Origin of the sequence: Bradyrhizobium sp. SBR1B (assembly GCF_014198205.1) — a bacterium.
In the GTDB taxonomy this organism is placed as follows: domain Bacteria; phylum Pseudomonadota; class Alphaproteobacteria; order Rhizobiales; family Xanthobacteraceae; genus Bradyrhizobium.
The window spans coordinates 1-14,620 of sequence record NZ_JACIHC010000034.1; the positions used below are offsets into that span (position 1 = coordinate 1).

General features: G+C 60.6%; 14 protein-coding genes and 1 pseudogene. 7 read left to right on the forward strand and 8 right to left on the reverse strand.

The annotated features are described in order from the left end of the window. The 4 genes from GGD61_RS38130 to GGD61_RS38145 form a co-directional block, all read right to left on the reverse strand. Window positions 1-443: hypothetical protein (locus tag GGD61_RS38130; protein WP_183232298.1), on the reverse strand; the 443-nt coding region annotated here is incomplete at its 3' end. Window positions 444-544: 101 nt separating this feature from the next. Beyond that, window positions 545-1,441: a hypothetical protein gene (locus tag GGD61_RS38135; protein ID WP_183232299.1), complete on the reverse strand. Its 897-nt coding sequence runs from the start codon at window positions 1,439-1,441 to the stop codon at window positions 545-547. After that, the gene (locus GGD61_RS38140; protein ID WP_183232300.1) at window positions 1,438-2,520 is read right to left on the reverse strand and encodes a hypothetical protein; all 1,083 of its coding nucleotides are present in this window, start codon (window positions 2,518-2,520) and stop codon (window positions 1,438-1,440) included. The genes GGD61_RS38135 and GGD61_RS38140 overlap by 4 nt, the downstream gene beginning before the upstream one ends. Before the next feature lie 35 nt (window positions 2,521-2,555). Then, window positions 2,556-3,872, reverse strand: a complete 1,317-nt coding sequence (locus GGD61_RS38145; protein WP_183232301.1) for a hypothetical protein — start codon at window positions 3,870-3,872, stop codon at window positions 2,556-2,558. A 243-nt stretch (window positions 3,873-4,115) separates the two neighbouring features. Between GGD61_RS38145 and GGD61_RS38150 the strand changes: the two genes are divergently transcribed. The 4 genes from GGD61_RS38150 (at window position 4,116) to GGD61_RS38165 (ending at window position 8,256) form a co-directional block, all read left to right on the forward strand. After that, a complete protein-coding gene (locus GGD61_RS38150) occupies window positions 4,116-5,285 on the forward strand; it encodes a type II toxin-antitoxin system HipA family toxin (RefSeq protein WP_183232302.1) in 1,170 nt (389 codons plus the stop codon). Next, window positions 5,261-6,283, forward strand: a complete 1,023-nt coding sequence (locus GGD61_RS38155; RefSeq protein ID WP_183232303.1) for a transcriptional regulator — start codon at window positions 5,261-5,263, stop codon at window positions 6,281-6,283. Before GGD61_RS38150 ends, GGD61_RS38155 begins: the two co-directional genes overlap by 25 nt. Before the next feature lie 54 nt (window positions 6,284-6,337). Then, window positions 6,338-6,850, forward strand: a complete 513-nt coding sequence (locus GGD61_RS38160) for a hypothetical protein (RefSeq protein ID WP_183232304.1) — start codon at window positions 6,338-6,340, stop codon at window positions 6,848-6,850. Window positions 6,851-7,089: 239 nt separating this feature from the next. Continuing rightward, complete coding sequence (locus tag GGD61_RS38165) at window positions 7,090-8,256, forward strand: hypothetical protein (RefSeq protein ID WP_183232305.1); 1,167 nt, start codon at window positions 7,090-7,092, stop codon at window positions 8,254-8,256. 59 nt (window positions 8,257-8,315) lie between these two features. Here the strand turns inward: GGD61_RS38165 and GGD61_RS38170 are convergent, their stop codons facing one another. Then, complete coding sequence (locus GGD61_RS38170; protein WP_183232306.1) at window positions 8,316-8,696, reverse strand: hypothetical protein; 381 nt, start codon at window positions 8,694-8,696, stop codon at window positions 8,316-8,318. Window positions 8,697-9,112: 416 nt separating this feature from the next. On the opposite strand from GGD61_RS38170, the gene GGD61_RS41355 reads away from it, so the two are divergent. Beyond that, complete coding sequence (locus GGD61_RS41355; protein WP_283814588.1) at window positions 9,113-9,244, forward strand: hypothetical protein; 132 nt, start codon at window positions 9,113-9,115, stop codon at window positions 9,242-9,244. A 72-nt stretch (window positions 9,245-9,316) separates the two neighbouring features. Here GGD61_RS41355 and GGD61_RS38175 read toward each other — a convergent pair whose 3' ends face one another. The 3 genes and pseudogenes from GGD61_RS38175 to GGD61_RS38180 form a co-directional block, all read right to left on the reverse strand. Further along, complete coding sequence (locus tag GGD61_RS38175) at window positions 9,317-12,337, reverse strand: DEAD/DEAH box helicase (protein ID WP_183232307.1); 3,021 nt, start codon at window positions 12,335-12,337, stop codon at window positions 9,317-9,319. 63 nt (window positions 12,338-12,400) lie between these two features. After that, complete coding sequence (locus tag GGD61_RS41775) at window positions 12,401-12,778, reverse strand: hypothetical protein (protein ID WP_409362494.1); 378 nt, start codon at window positions 12,776-12,778, stop codon at window positions 12,401-12,403. 99 nt (window positions 12,779-12,877) lie between these two features. After that, window positions 12,878-13,806, reverse strand: a pseudogene (locus tag GGD61_RS38180) (phospholipase effector Tle1 domain-containing protein); the annotation flags it as partial. Here GGD61_RS38180 and GGD61_RS38185 point away from each other — a divergent pair. Continuing rightward, window positions 13,793-14,254, forward strand: coding sequence for a MarR family winged helix-turn-helix transcriptional regulator (locus GGD61_RS38185; RefSeq protein ID WP_183232308.1), 462 nt, complete (start codon window positions 13,793-13,795; stop codon window positions 14,252-14,254). The pseudogene GGD61_RS38180 and the gene GGD61_RS38185 overlap by 14 nt on opposite strands. Window positions 14,255-14,264: 10 nt before the next feature. Further along, on the forward strand, window positions 14,265-14,609 hold the full coding sequence (locus tag GGD61_RS38190; RefSeq protein WP_183232309.1) for a hypothetical protein: 345 nt from the start codon (window positions 14,265-14,267) through the stop codon (window positions 14,607-14,609). Window positions 14,610-14,620 lie beyond the last annotated feature (11 nt).

Here is a 14,620-nt window from a genome sequence, read left to right on the forward strand (position 1 = left end):
AGCTCCGACGAGCCGAGCGCTACCGGCAGAACGCGTCGATCAAAGGGGTCCCCTTTGGATGCCGATCGGGGGTCCCAGTCCAATGCCGATTGACAGATCAGGGCGTCCTCGCGATCCGCGGCCTCGTAGTCGCGTGCCACCAGCGCAGCGGTCATCACTACCGCCCGCCGATTCCATTCCGCGTCGTAGTTGTCGTCGTCCTCGTCTGACTTCGGTTCGACTTCCAGAGGCTGCGCCTTTGCCCATGCGAGGGCTTCCCGGACCAGAGCCAGCGTGGATTGGTCGGGCTCAAGGAGAGCCGACTGAATCCTGAGGCGGATATTCATCCGTTGAAGGCCAGCGTTTGCTCGCGAAGCTTGGTCTTCTCGCTTCTGCTGCTCCTCGGGAATTTCCTTGAACTGGTAGACTTCGACTTGCGTGCCGTCCGGCAACGTCCGCGTCACGGCCTCCCAATTCAGCCTCCGTCATACGCAGGGCGCGGGTGACCGTCAGGCGGAGCTCTTCGATTCGATTTGCACGCTCATCATCCTGACCACTGAGATCATCACGCGATTGTTCTATGGCCGCCCGGAGAAGCCCGAGGGTGCTGGCATCTTCGCGGAAGACGTAACGTCCTATCATGTCGGCCAGGCGCGTCCGTCGAGACGGTTGCGCATCGAGATCCACGCGAACGGCAACTTGAGTCTGCTGACCGCTCTGAGAAGCGATTGACGCCAGAAATGTCGTGCCGGAAGCGATCCTCATCCAATTGAAGCAATCGAGGGTTTGTTGCCAGGGGCCAAGCTGCATCGGCAGCCGCTTGCCAATGCGAGAGAGCGAGGTCAACCGCGACACTGAGAAACGCAACGCTTGAGCCATTGGGACCAAGGATATCTTCGAGAACTTCCGTAAACGGCCTTCCAGCCTCAATCTCGAGGTGGCCCCAGGCCTCAAGTGCTCTCAGTGCCGTTGCCGGGATCAGCGAGGGACCGGAGGCCCGTGCCCATCGATAGACGGTTAGATCGCCTTCGAATCTCTGAGCGTTGCCCGGAAATGTGATATTGATGTGTGGAAACGGCCTTCGTTCTCTTTGGTATTGTTCGCGGCGCCATTGCGTTGCGTGCTCGACGAGCCCGCGAACAATTCGCAATCCGTCCTCGCGCGAGGCGTTCAAAACCGTGAGGAACGCACCGCCATCGGCTGGCGTATCCAGAAACACATGGTCGTGAATCTCGAACGGACCGTAGTCGCGGCGCCGCCTAGAGTAGCGGTCGGGATCATCCTTCTCGATCAACGTTCCCAGCACAAAATCCGCGTATGGCCCTGGGGCGGCTTCAGGCATTGTTCCGGGTGACTTAAGCAGGGTTTCCTGATCATGATGGTTGATCCGTTCCGCGTTGATGCCGGACAGATATCCGGCTGCGGCGGTCGGGTTCAGGTTCGCAAAGGTGAACACGATCATTCGGATTTCGTTACGCACGTCATCCGCGTGATCAATATTGAGAGTGGCGGAACTTCGCTGATGTCCCGATAGACGCGATGCCTCAATCGGGATTCGATAAGTGCGAGCCAGCCAAAAAGAATATCGACGATCTGGGCGTTGATGGGGTGATTGTGACCTTGCGTCACGATCAACCATGCCTGAAATACCTTGACGGCATCCGGAATGATTTCGGTCGGCAACGACTTCGCTGATATCGCGAGCCAAACCACGAGCGAAACCCAGGCTGGGCCTTTCGGTGCGATCAGATCGCCGGCACCGCCTGGAATGGATATGTCCGGTCTCACGCGCGCGATCAACGCCGCGAGCGGCTCGGACTCGACCGCGATCATTAGCCGGATCACTTCCCGCAGACGATGTCCGCCTGCTTCGAGCAGAACGGGTGTCAGTGTCAAAAAGTAGGTCAGGGCATCTTCTGAGCGAGGAAGCGCCAGCAAGATCGGCCGCTTCCAGCTTCCATGGCTTCCTTCGCGCTCGGTGATCGCAAGCAGTGCCAGCCAGCGTTGCCCGGTCGGATCATCGGCCAACGCGAGCCTCGCCGCGATCTCAAGCCCGCGCCCCAGGACGGTCGGCAGGGGGCGGTCCATCGGTAGCGCCGCCAACAGGCCGGCATCTTCATGGATCTGAAAGCCGATCGTCCAATCACGAAGCACATCGTGGCGGAACGTTATGCTTGCGCCTCGGATTTCCTCGCGCAGACTTTCGAGATGCAACAATTCGGCGACGGTCGTTGAATCGAGTTCATCGACCTTGAATGTCACCTGCGAGGGATTCGCGATCGCTTGCGCGCCAATTGCACGCAGCAGTCTCAAGCGCGCAAATCTCCGGTCGTCCTCAGATCGTCCACCACCGTAGCGCCACCACAAGCGCGCGAGATCGAGTTCGGTCGCGATACCGGCGTCCTGTCCGACACCAAGCTCGATCAGGCGCGACAGATAGAAGAGGTTTTCAGCAATTCCCTTTGCCGGATGGCCGTCGGCCAAAATCAGGGCAAGTGCTTTGTTCTGGGAGGACAGCTCGGCTTTTTCCTCATCCGACAAGGCCCCGACCTCTAAGGCGCCGATGCCTGCCGTTCTTACGCGCGCGGGAAGTTTGATTTTCCAGTCATCACTTTCGACGCCGCAGGTTGCGACGACGTGCCAGCCCTGACTCCGGGCGGCTTGCGACAGCAGATCGGTGACTGTAGCCCATTCGCCCGGATCGTCGATCTGGTCGATGTTGTCGACGAACAGGACCGCTCCGCCCCCGCCCCAAGCTCGTTGAACAGTTCCGCCTGCGAGCCGGCCCAGCCGATCGTGTGAGCCATCACAGCCCAACCGCCTGGAATAATCCTGCCGCGGCGCAAGGCCAGGATGCAACCTTCCGCTTGCAGACGTACGGCGAGATGCTTCATGACCGCGGATTTGCCGACACCCGGCCGACCTTGGATCAGTACCGTAGGATGCTGGTGGATGACATCGTACGCCCCATCAATCAGTGTGTTCCGCGCTAGGCGTACACCACCAACGGTTTCGTCGATTTCATCGAGGGCCTGCTCGGTGGCTTCGGCGAGGCGCTCATAGACCGGGCGCAGATAGGCATGCGGTGTGAGCCGAACGCCATGCTGCTGTTCCAAGAGCGTGGCGATTGCAGGCCGATCAGTTGTTCCGGCCGCGCGAGCGCTTGCGCCGACATAATCAATAAGAACCGGCCAAAGGTCGTTGGCGCGGTCGGCCTGATCGGCGGCAAGCATACCGCGCAAATTCTCGCGCGCGCGATGTTCGTAGTCCGAGCCTGCTGATTCAAAGTCAAAAACCAAAATCTGAAATCGACGAAGCAATCGCCAAACCGTCTCGTCGTCTGTCGGCGCCCCGGCCAGTCCGAGGTTGGTGCGAAAGACTTCGACGAAACTGCGCATGTCGTTCGATGCGAACGACGGCCGGTCGATATGCGTGGCAAAGGTCGCGCCGTCGGGCAGCTCGCGAGCCCAGTGCAGGACTTCCTGGCAGGTTTGCTCGATACGCGTTGTCGTTCGCGCGGTCGCCGCTGCCAGTTCGTACCGGCTTGTCGCGAAATCGGGCTTCTGCGCTGCTTCCCAGATTTGTCCGACGACGTCGCGAAATTCCGTGTCGGAGGCAGTGAAGGTGAGGGTGCGCTTGACCTGGATCTCCAGGGTCGCTGGGGAGCCGTCCCGATTGGCGGCTTTGATGACCACATCGTCGAGCGGATGCTCCGTGATCCTCTGCTGAAAGGCGACGCTTCGGACGGTGGCTCCGGGCAGGCCACGCGGCTCGCCGCCCGACAGCAGCGGCAGAACGTAAAACGCACCAACCTTGGCCTCGAATTGAGGTCCGGCGCCGCCTGTCGCTGCGGGGGCCGCGATTTGGGCTGGTTGATACGTTTCCTTAGCCATTCGGCATTCTGTTCCGTATTTGTTCGATTATCAACGCTTCTTTTGGTATTGTCCCCCTCGCCGAGGCTCATGTCTAAGCAAGCATTTGAAAATAGGCTAGTTTTGAGAAGCCATAGCTTCTTAATCGAGCTTTATTTCGCTTCAGATAATCTATGGCTTACTTATAAGTAGATAATCTCAAGAAAGGAAGCTATCTTTTAGTTTCCGTGGCAAAAATTTCTCTGAGATCAGAAAGGTTTTAGCATGACCGTGAGAAGCGCAGAAATCCTGTTCAAGGACGAGGTGGCCGGAACCCTCGAGGAAACCGCGACCGGGGGCTCGCGCTTTACCTATAACGCGGACTGGCGCACCGAAGTCGGCTGCTGCTTTCCCGTCAGTCGTCGCGAGCATGAATGGAAGCAGGGTCTGCACCCTTTCTTTCAACATCTCGGCCCAGAAGGCTGGCTTCGCGACAAACAGACCCATGTTGCCCATCTTCAGGAGCAAGATGACTTTGGGCTGCTGTTACGCTTTGGTGCCGACTGTATTGGTGCCGTCAGCGTGCGCGGGAAGAATGACGCCGCTCAGAACCTTCCACCGGTGAAGGAAGTCACGGCCAGTCCCGGCCGAACAATCTCCGGGGTGCAACGCAAACTGCTTGTCGTAAAGGAGGGCGATCATTTTGTCCCGGCGGCCGCAACCGGTCCGGCGCCTTACATCGCAAAATTCAACTCCGAGCGGCTCGACAGCTTGGTCCGCAACGAAGCCCTAAGTTTGCGATGGGCTGCCGCTCTGCTTGGCGCCGATGAAGTGAATACCTTCACGCAAGGGCAAGTTTCCAAACTCAACGAAGTTGGCCTTGTCGTTACGCGCTTCGACCGAAGGTCGGACAATCAAAAGCTTCGGCTTGAGGACTTCGCGCAGATACTCGTTAAACCGCGAGGCGCGGATTTCAGCGGAAAGTACGACGCTTCGTACGAAGAGGTCGCCGCAGCTCTCAAGAACCATTCCGTTCGTCCCGACATTGACCTCCTTAAGCTCTTCCGGCGCGTGATCGTCTTTGTCCTGGTCGGCAATTGCGACGCTCACTTGAAGAATTTCTCGCTGCTTGAGACGGCGGATGGTCTTCGCCTATCGCCCGCCTACGACATCCTGAATACCGCCTTCTATGATGGCTACGATCAAAACATCGCGCTTTCGATCGATGGCAAGAAGCCCAATCTTGATGAAGTTGCGTGGCCCCTGCTGTCCTCATTCGGCAAAAGTATCGGGCTCTCCCAAGCGGCCGTCGATCAGACGCGCACTGATCTAAAGGCGCGCGTCAAAAAAGCCGCTTCCATTATCGAGCCTCCGCAAGGCGAGCCGCCGGACGGGTTCGTTCATCGTTATTCTGACATTGTGAGGGGCGCATGCCTGCGAATCCTGGAAGAGTAGAAGCGCTTAATTGGAAATCGATCGTCGCGGAAGCGATCCGGCGCCGAAGGGCCGAAAAGCTCACACAAAAAGAGCACGCCGCACTCGCGGGTGTTTCCATTCCAACGATGGTCGCCTTCGATCGCGGCGAGGAAACGCTCACGCTCGCCAAAGTCTTCGACATTTTGCGCGTCGTTGGCCTCGTCTTTGAGCGCGATTCCAATAGCGTTCAAGGAGCGTTCGTATCGGAGGCATTCGCGCGATGGCGCGAATTGACCAAGAAGCTTCCCGATGATTCACCGGGACGCTTTCCGAGCGGATCGTACCAATTTGATTATGCGCTCGAAGGCGACCTTCCAACTTTCGAGCTGCATAAATTCAGAGACGTTCTGGAAAAAGCCGTCGTTCGGCACACGGGCTGGCCCCTGTTCGTATTTCTCACCCGGCACGAACTGGCGCCCTACGAAAAAGACGGCACGATCGAATGCTGGCTGAAGCCGACGGATGAGACGGGAGCGAACCGTCCCCTGGGCGATGCTGCCCATTGCGATTTCTGGCGCGTTGCCCCGTCCGGCCGGGCCTTTATCATGCGGGGCTATCAAGAGGATTCGCAGGATACTTTTGCGCCGGCAACGATCTTTGACACGACTCTACCCGTCTGGCGTATGGGTGAATTGCTGATGCATGCAGCGGATCTCGCGACGCTCATGAAACGCGACACGGCGGACATAAAGGTTCGCATGCGTGCGCACTACATGGGCCTGACGGGTCGCGTGCTCCGCAACTGGGGTAATCCGTCCAGTGACTTGATGTTTGAGGGTGGGGCGTCGCGAAGTGACGAAGCCTTACTCGAAACCACCGTTTCGGTTCAGGACATCAAAGACAAGTTGGCCGACGTTCTCCATCCGCTCGTGGCTTCGTTGTTTGAAAGGTTTGGCGTCAGTGGGCTTTCGATTGAACGTGTTCGAGCCGAGGTGGAACGCCTCACCGCGAACTCCTTCCACTCTGTAAGAAGCTAGGTTGCTGCCGACCGGGCAATCCTCCAACCGGTCAATCTTCGAGGTCAATTCGACATGCTCAAAGACGGTTGTAACCTCCTTTCGCCAGATCCCTATTATGCTGGCTCAGCCGGCTTCGTCGGCAGCTCGCTCGAAGCCTTGCATGGCGATATGAGCGCCTTGGCGTTGCCCGACTACGTTCCCGAATCCGTTCGACGCTCTCACGATGGTATCCGCAACGCCTGTATTTATTCTTACTTCGCCTACGATCTTCTGACGCTCGCTTCCGCCCAGACATTCCCCTGCCTTGAGTTGGCCCTGCGCCTACGCATTGGCCATCAATTCACCGGGCGTACGACGCGCAAAGGAAAGGCCATGCGTCCTGCGATGCTCGCCGAGTTGCTAGAAGCCGCAAATGCGCAAGGCTTGGTAGCCGCAGATGTTCGTTCGATCACGATGATCCGCAATATGTTCGCGCATGGTAGCGACACCATCCTAAACGCCCCCATGTTTCTTGAACCCTTTCGCTATGTCACGGCCATGATTATCGAGCTTTTTGATCCAGCAAAGGTCGCGCATGTTCCATAGTCGCGCTGCCATGAGGCTTCGCCTGCGTAGACCGGATCGGCCTTTGGCAGCGTGATTGTTTTTGGTGGTATCTTCCGATGTCAGACGAAATATTTTCTCAAGCAATCGAGCTGATCCTTTCGGCTATGTATCGCACGAGGGGCGACGACGGCCTCGAGAGCAGATTTCTATTTGGCCCACCTGGAACACCGCTCTGGAATCGGCGTCTCAGCACGTATGTCTTTTTTCGACGACGTCTCATGGTGCGCGCCGTGCTGTTCGTTCGTCAGTCTGGTCCCACCTACCTTCGGTCCATGTCCGTAAGGGACATTCAGAGCCAACTTGCGAGCTTCATTACTGCGAACTACGGCTATTTAGGCAACGAAACTTTTTTGCGGAAGTTCGAGTGCTCATACAACGAACACGTATCGAAAGAAACGAAGGCGACTCTCGCTAACTTTCTCGCCGCTTCACCAATCTTCAACCCACCCCTCGACCTCACGCTGTTTCCGCTCGTGTCCGTACGTGTTGAGGACGATTTCTATTCAGCGCCGTTCTTTCTCATTCGCTCGAAATCTCTGAGCGACAGCCAGGTGGGTATTGCTGGGCTGACAGGGCTTCATCCGGAGGAGTTTCCACCGGTCTCTGACTGGAAAGGCAGGAAGGAAAAGCCGTCTGCGTGGCTTGGAATCCGATCGCCGATCTTTCAGGCTTCCAACAAGATGAAGGCGACAATACTGGGTGCATTGGCGCTTACACCGCTTCCCGGCTACCGGCACCAATTCTCCATGCGCAGCATGTTCGGCGGCCGCTGTACGCTGGATGCGCACGGCGGCATGACGACATCCTACGGTGACGCGCATACGCCCGGAATGTCGGAAGATATTGTCATTCGAACGTCCGATCATGCATGGCTGTCCATGCTGCCGGCTAAATTGGCGGCCTCTGACACCCCGACTCGCCGTCAGGCGATGGCGCTGGAGTATTTCTATCGTGCTTGGCCACTTGACGCGCCGGAACGCTTTCCATGGCTCTTTATGACCTTGGATGCGATCTTTGGCGATGCTGCTCAGGCAACACAGGCGGTCGTTGATGCGGTCGGCCGGCACGGTGAAGCCAGTTTTGAGTATCCGCGCCTTAGACTTTTGCTCGGTCTTCGCAATTCAGTGATCCATGGCGGCGCTCCGGATGTGTACGAATCCGATAAGTATCATCGGTACTATGAGACATATGGCGACGATCCTCTGCTCGATCTTGAGCGGATAACGGCGCAATGTCTGCGATCGACCATCTTCGACGGCGCGCTGGTTGAGCATCCAGATCCCAATGCTGAGATCATCCGGGCTTACCGAGAAGGTACCCTCGGAAATCGCAAACGCGCCGCGCCATCCGCGAGCAACGACGCCGACGGCTCAGCGGCGTCATGACTTGCTTGATCTAGGGCGAAAGGCCCGTGCATTGAAGCTCGGTTGTCGCCGTATCGAGCTCACTGACGCACATTACCAACCGATCCGCCCCAATTCCAGATCGTTCCTGTGCAGCAGGCCGACCACTTTCGGTACACCAGAATCTCCTTCGACCACAGACAGGGGATCACCATGACAGTCATCACGATCGGCCGGAAGCTCGTACCTCTTGCGCCGTTGCGTTTGTCGAAACTTTCCATCCGACAGCCAATCCGGAATTCAAGCCGGAGAAGGAGCACAAGGCGCGGTTGATCCTGCTCGATCGCGAAGTCGTCCTTACGATGCAGAGCCCGCAGGAGTTCGCAACCGAGCATGAGCAAACGATGATGGCCGCTGAAATGGAGAGCGCCATGCAAGATCTCGTCAGACAATCCCAAGACGGGCGGATTGCCACGACCCATCTGGACCCTCGTTAGATCCCAACGCGCTTCTGTTTCGGCTGAAGCCTAGAATCCTGTTGGGATCCGACAAATGGTCATGCAATGCGGAACGTGCTCGCGTATCCGGCCAATCACGGCTGCGTCAGCCGAGTGCCGGCCATAGAAATGCGTGATGTTCTGCGCGACGAGGCGCGCGTCATGGGAGCGCTTTTGTACGTCGCGATCGACGGTTCATAGGAGAAGGCTAAGAGGCTCTCCTCTCGCGCGCACACGGGCGCGCCCCTTCGGGTTTTGGTTCCCCCTAAAGGTCCCCCCCCCAAGAAAGTTGCTGCGCAACTTCGCTCACCCTTGCGCTTGCGGTCTACTTTCTCGGCGAAGCCAGAGGTTATTGCGGCACCTTTTGCTTTGCAAAAACTCTGTCCAAGAAGGAGAACAACATGTCCAAGAAGAAAGAAGAAGATGTAACCATGGCCAGCGGCACCGAGCAGTTCGTTCCGCTCAACCGTCTGACAGAGCGCGCAGGAAAACGTAGCGATCCGAACGGGTTATCGTGCAGGCGTCCAGTTTAGTAGACGCGGGATGGATCGCGCATCGATTGGCGAACTTGCTCTGGACGATCAACGTGCTCACGTCTCATTCCTCTAAGCGGCCGAAGCCTTTTCCCTCGCAATTTCGCCGATGGCTTTCGCCGTCCATTTTCCGACGCAGCTCTCGAGCATGTCGGGATGCAATGAGCGGACGGCGTCGACGGTCCGCGCTCCCGCGGCGTGGAGGGCGAGGTACTGTCCGCGTGACAGTACTACAGGCAGCCCCATCAGCCCCAGCGCATCGACGGGAAGACCGTATTCGAGCCGGCGGAGGAGTTCGTCGAGCGCGAGAAGGAAGTCGGGTTGCGCGGGAAACAGAGCGGATAGGATCTGGTGCCCCGATCGCAGATGGAAGCGGGCGCCTTCGGCGATGCGCGTGATGTCGCCATAGCTGACGGCGCCCTGGAAGGGCGTCGTCGTGTAGCGCCGCTCGATCTCGTCGGCCGGCGCGCCGCCGATCCAGTCGAACAGGATCGCGGCGCGCTTGCATCGCGCCAGATATTGGAAACCGCCGTCGCAGTAGCGTTGCAGGAAGTGCGCCATGTCGGCCCCGTAGCGCTGTCCGACCTGGCTTGCGCGGACGGACTCGGCGCGGCCCCGCTTCATCACTGGCGTGTATATCGCGTCCATCTCGGCGAGCACCTGGACGATGCCGAGCACCGTGACCGGGTTGGTGCGCGAGATGTCCAGCTGACGCATCAGCTCGATCAGGCGCAGGCTGGACTCGAACGCGAGGGACGACGATCCGCAGGCGCGACCGAGCAGCGTCAGGCGGACCAGGTCGCCGTCGCGTTCGGCGAGGCCGGCCTGCAACAGGCGGTCTACGAACGCGGCGATGTCGCCTTCGGTCTGGCGGATCCAGTGCGGGTTCGCCAGCGAAGCGGAATAGCCGCCGAACGTGTTGGCGAGCAGTCCCGGGATTTCCTCGCCGCGCACGCCCCGGACCTGGCTGAGCAGCCGGAGTATCCAAGTCGGCAGGTCGCGCTGCTTGAACGATGACGTGACGTCCTCCGGCCTGCCGAGCACGTACTTCTGAAACAGCTGCGCCCGTTCGATCGGCGTCTCGTCCAGGATGATCGCCTTGCCGGTCTCGTTGAAGCCGAGGCGGCCGGCGCGGCCTGCCATGTTCTTGTATTCGGCGATCGTGAAGGGGCGGCCGTCCTCGCCGACGAACTCGTTCTCCGCGAGTATCACTGTCGAGGCCGGGCTGTTGATGCCGGCGGCGAGCGTGGTAGTCGCGGCGAGGGCGTGAATCTGTCCGCCCTGCGCGCGGTATCCGCGCTCGACGGCCTCGCGTTCGGCGCGCAGCAGATTCGTGTTGTGAAAGGCGGTCCCTCCTTCGAGGCAGACGCGCAGATCCTGCGAGGCCGCCGTCAGATCCTGCGTCGGAAGGACGGTGAGCACGTCGGTCGCGGGGCCAAGTCCCAATTCCTTTGCCAGATAGCGCGCGCAGCCCTGCGCGGGACCGCGCGTGTTGCGGAACACGATGATCTTCTCGCCCTCGGCGACCAACTGCTTGGCGAGCGGCACGATGACGTCCTGCGAGCTCGGCTTGTCCCGGCGCTGGACGATGTGGCCCGGCGGGATGAGGGTTTCCATGTTCGTCGTTCCGTCGACGTCGACGAACTGGAAGTTGCCGCGCCGGTCGAGCACGCCCTCGATCAGTGGCACGGGGCGGTCGCGCGACGTCAGCAAGGGCAGATCGAGCCACCGGTCGAAGCCGTTGAGGTTGCCGATGACGGCGGACAGGACCACGAGTTGGGGGTCGATGCCGCGCTGACGGGCGCGCAGCAGCAGCGCGAAGATCAGTTCGACAGTGATGCCGCGCGCCGGATCCGTGATGAATTGCCCTTCGTCGAGCACGACGAGGCCCAGCTGATTGAGTAGGCGCGGCGAGGACAGCGCGAGATTGAGGAACATCTCGTACGTGAAGAAACCGAGATCGTAGCGGCCGCTCAGGACGGGAGCGACCCCGTCAGAGGCGTCGCCGCTGCAGCGCACGACGCGCAGGCCCGCGGGCGACAAGCGCGCGCTGAAGTCCTCGAACTTCTCGTTCACCAGCGCCCGGTACGGCAGCAGGAAGACGGCCTTCTTGCCGGCGGTGACCGCGCGGATCGCGGCGAGTTCGCCGACGAGAGTCTTGCCGCTGCTGGTCGGCGCCACGACCAGCAGCGAATTGCCGGCGAGTACACCGAACTCGTTCACGGCCTTGATCTGCAGCGCGTTCAGGCCGCCCGGAAAGGTCGCGGTCCACTGGTCGACGATCTCCTGCGGCAGGCCGGCGCCGGCGAGCTCCGAGAAGGAGCTCGCGATCCGATGCACGGGCACGGGCGGGAACGCGGCGGCGTAGTTCGCGCCGCGAACCAGCGCAGGGAAGACAAGTCCGCCCTGGACGGTGCCGAGAAACGCGGGCGTCTGCGTCACGCCACTGCGGGTCGCCTCGACGCGCGCCAGGCGGATGATCTCGTCGGCGACGGCGGGGAAGCTTACAGGCGCTCCGGCGCTTCCGCTCATCGCCTCGATCGTCGCGTAGGTGAGAAGGCCGTGACCGGTACCGGGCTGCTCCCATGCAGCTTCGGTCGGTGCGCAGGCAGCGAGCAGGATCCGACCCTCGCCGAAGATACCGGCCAGCGCGAAGGCGCTGCGCGGCTTGGCGGCGGTCTCGAGCACGCGTGCGGGAGCATGACCGCTGAAGCAGCAGTCCAGGATGCACAGGACGACCTTGGCCTTCGTCGTCCGGAATGCCTCGGCCAGCACCGTCATCGACAGCGCCGTGCCGGCGAGATTGGAAGGCTCGGTGTCGTACAGGACCAAGCTGCCGTCCGGAGAGCCGTGTCCGGCGAAGCTCAGGACCACGATGTCGTCGGAGCCCGCGCCGTTCAGGGTGCCGACGACCGCATCCCGCACCTCCGACAGCGTGGCCTGCTCGTCGACGAGAAGCCGCGAAGCAAGTCCGGGCACGGAATCCGCGAAAAGCGCCCACAGCGCGGTGGCGTCGCGCTTCGCCCCGCCGAGCTCCGGAACGTCCGGCGATCGGTGACGGTCGATGCCGACGAATACAGCCTTCATAGTCATCCGTCTGTCCTCTCGTTTGGTCGCCCGTCGCCTACTTCGGACGGGATCCGACAGTGCCTGCGATCAGCTTCGAACCTCTTGAAGCGTGGCGGGTCGGCCGGAATCGTGACCGGCCGCATCACCTGTGTAGTACCGCTTGAAATCGACGTGCTGAGCGAGCGCGGCCGGCCGGTAGGGTGCCACTCCCGCCGCGCACTGCACGACGGTGGATAGAACGAAGCGCTGTTCAACGGTGGGGTGGACCTTGGACTCCGTCCCAACGTCGCGGATCTTGGTCTGCCAGTTCTGACGGCCAAGCAGGCTGCGGAGCCATGACCAGTTCGGCAGCGCGTCGGCCAGGCTCTCGATCGTGTCGCGCATGCCGGCGACCTCGCAATGTTGCACGCCGCCGGCGTCCGGATAGATGTTCAGTGCCTGACCGGCGTCGGCAGACCCTTCCATCTTCGTTCCGTCGACGAAGATCGGGCCCGTGAGCAGACCGTCGGGGACGGAAATCGCCTCGCGGCACATCCATTCCAGCGCGATGTCGGAGAGGCGGGACTCGGGCTCCAGATAGGAGCCGCCGATTCGGAATGATTGCCGGCGAACCACCACTGGAGGAGCCGTTCGTGTCCGGGGAAGACCGGCGCGCCCTCGTTTCCTCCGCCCCAGCCGACACGGTCGAAATCCTTCCGCGTCTCGTCGATTGAATTGGCGGAGCGCGCGAACGCGACGTGGCGGCTGAGCAGCCGGTCGAAGTTCGCGCCCTTCCACTCGGCCTTGTGCGAGCGGGATTCTCCAGGCTTGGGATAGTCGACGATCGTCTTGGTCGTCGACTTGTTCTGCCAGTACCAGAAGGCGCCGAGAGCGCCGGCAATGATGATGGTCTGCGCGAGGAAGCCGGAGAGCATAAAGCCGGCGCCGAGCCACCAGGAGCACAGCAGCGCGATCCCGACCGCCGGAAGGAAACCGGCGGCGAACGCCACGGCGACGACGCCAGCGGCCAAGCCCGACTGGATGACGAAGTAGCGCAGGCCGCTCGCACCGAGAGCGGCCTTGGCGGCCTTCCGGAAACGGATCGGCTGGCCGGTTGGATGCCTGGTGGGTACCCCGCAGAGCATCAAAAGGTTCGCCACGCTGCGGACCGTGTAGGCGCCGCGGCTGAAGCCAAACAGGAATATCCTGTCGCCGGGCTCATAGTGGTTCACGATGAACTCGTAGCAATCGGCGATGTTGCGCTTGATGCCGGCGCCCGTTACGGACCCGAGCAGCTTCTGGACGAAGCGAACGGGCGCGGTCAGCGCCGTGGCGCCGATATCGGTGCCCAGACCCGCATCGTAGAACACGACCTGCTGCGAGGGATCGATGCCCGTCTCGGCGTGGTCGCGAGAGATCCGGTACATCTTGTAGATATTGCTGATGCGTTGCTCCGGCCGCGCGCCGCCGTCCTGGCCGGTTCCGTCCGAGAGCACCACGATGTTCTTCGCCATTTCGAATCTCCTTGCCGGCTGCCGAAGAATCACTTTGTCGTACACCGACGGATGGTATATACCCGTTTTTGGGTATAACTTCAAGTATGGGTCAATGAGAACCGATTTCACCGCATCCGAAACGTCCCGGTTGGACGCCATCTACAAGGCCTTCTCCAAGTACCAGGCGGAAATCAGTCTGCCGCAGGCGCTGGCCTTGATCGCCATCGCCAGATCTCCGGGCCTTTCGGTCAACGAACTCGCCGAGAGACTGGATCAGCCGCAGCAGACCGTGAGCCGCCACGTGGCTGTCCTCCTCGGTCGTTATCAGACTTCCGAGGCCGTCATTCCGCGCGCGTTCATCCGGCAGGAAGTCAACGTCAAAGACCCGAGAAGCCGTGCGCTGTTTCTTTCACCTGAGGGGCATTTGCTCCTTAAAGCGCTCGTTGCGGACTCCAGGACATCGTAGGAGACATCTGATGACAGCAGCAGAACAGCTCGTGGGAATGACGCTCGATGGCGGCTGGAAGGTCGTCAACAAGATCGCCCACGTCCCAAGCTCCGGCGGCATGTTTTCCGTGCCCTACGTCGTCGCGGATAAGGACGGTAAGGAGCATTTTCTCAAGGCCCTGGACTTCTCGGACGCATTCAACGCGCCGGATCCCGCGCGCGCTCTCCAAAACCTGACGTCGGCATACAATCACGAGCGCGACGTCCTGGAGCATTGCAGGGATCGCCGGCTCTCGCGGGTCGTGCTTGCCGTGACCCACGGCTACGCGCAGGTTCCCGGATCAGCAACATCGAAGGCCGGGTCGCCTACCTGATATTCGAACTC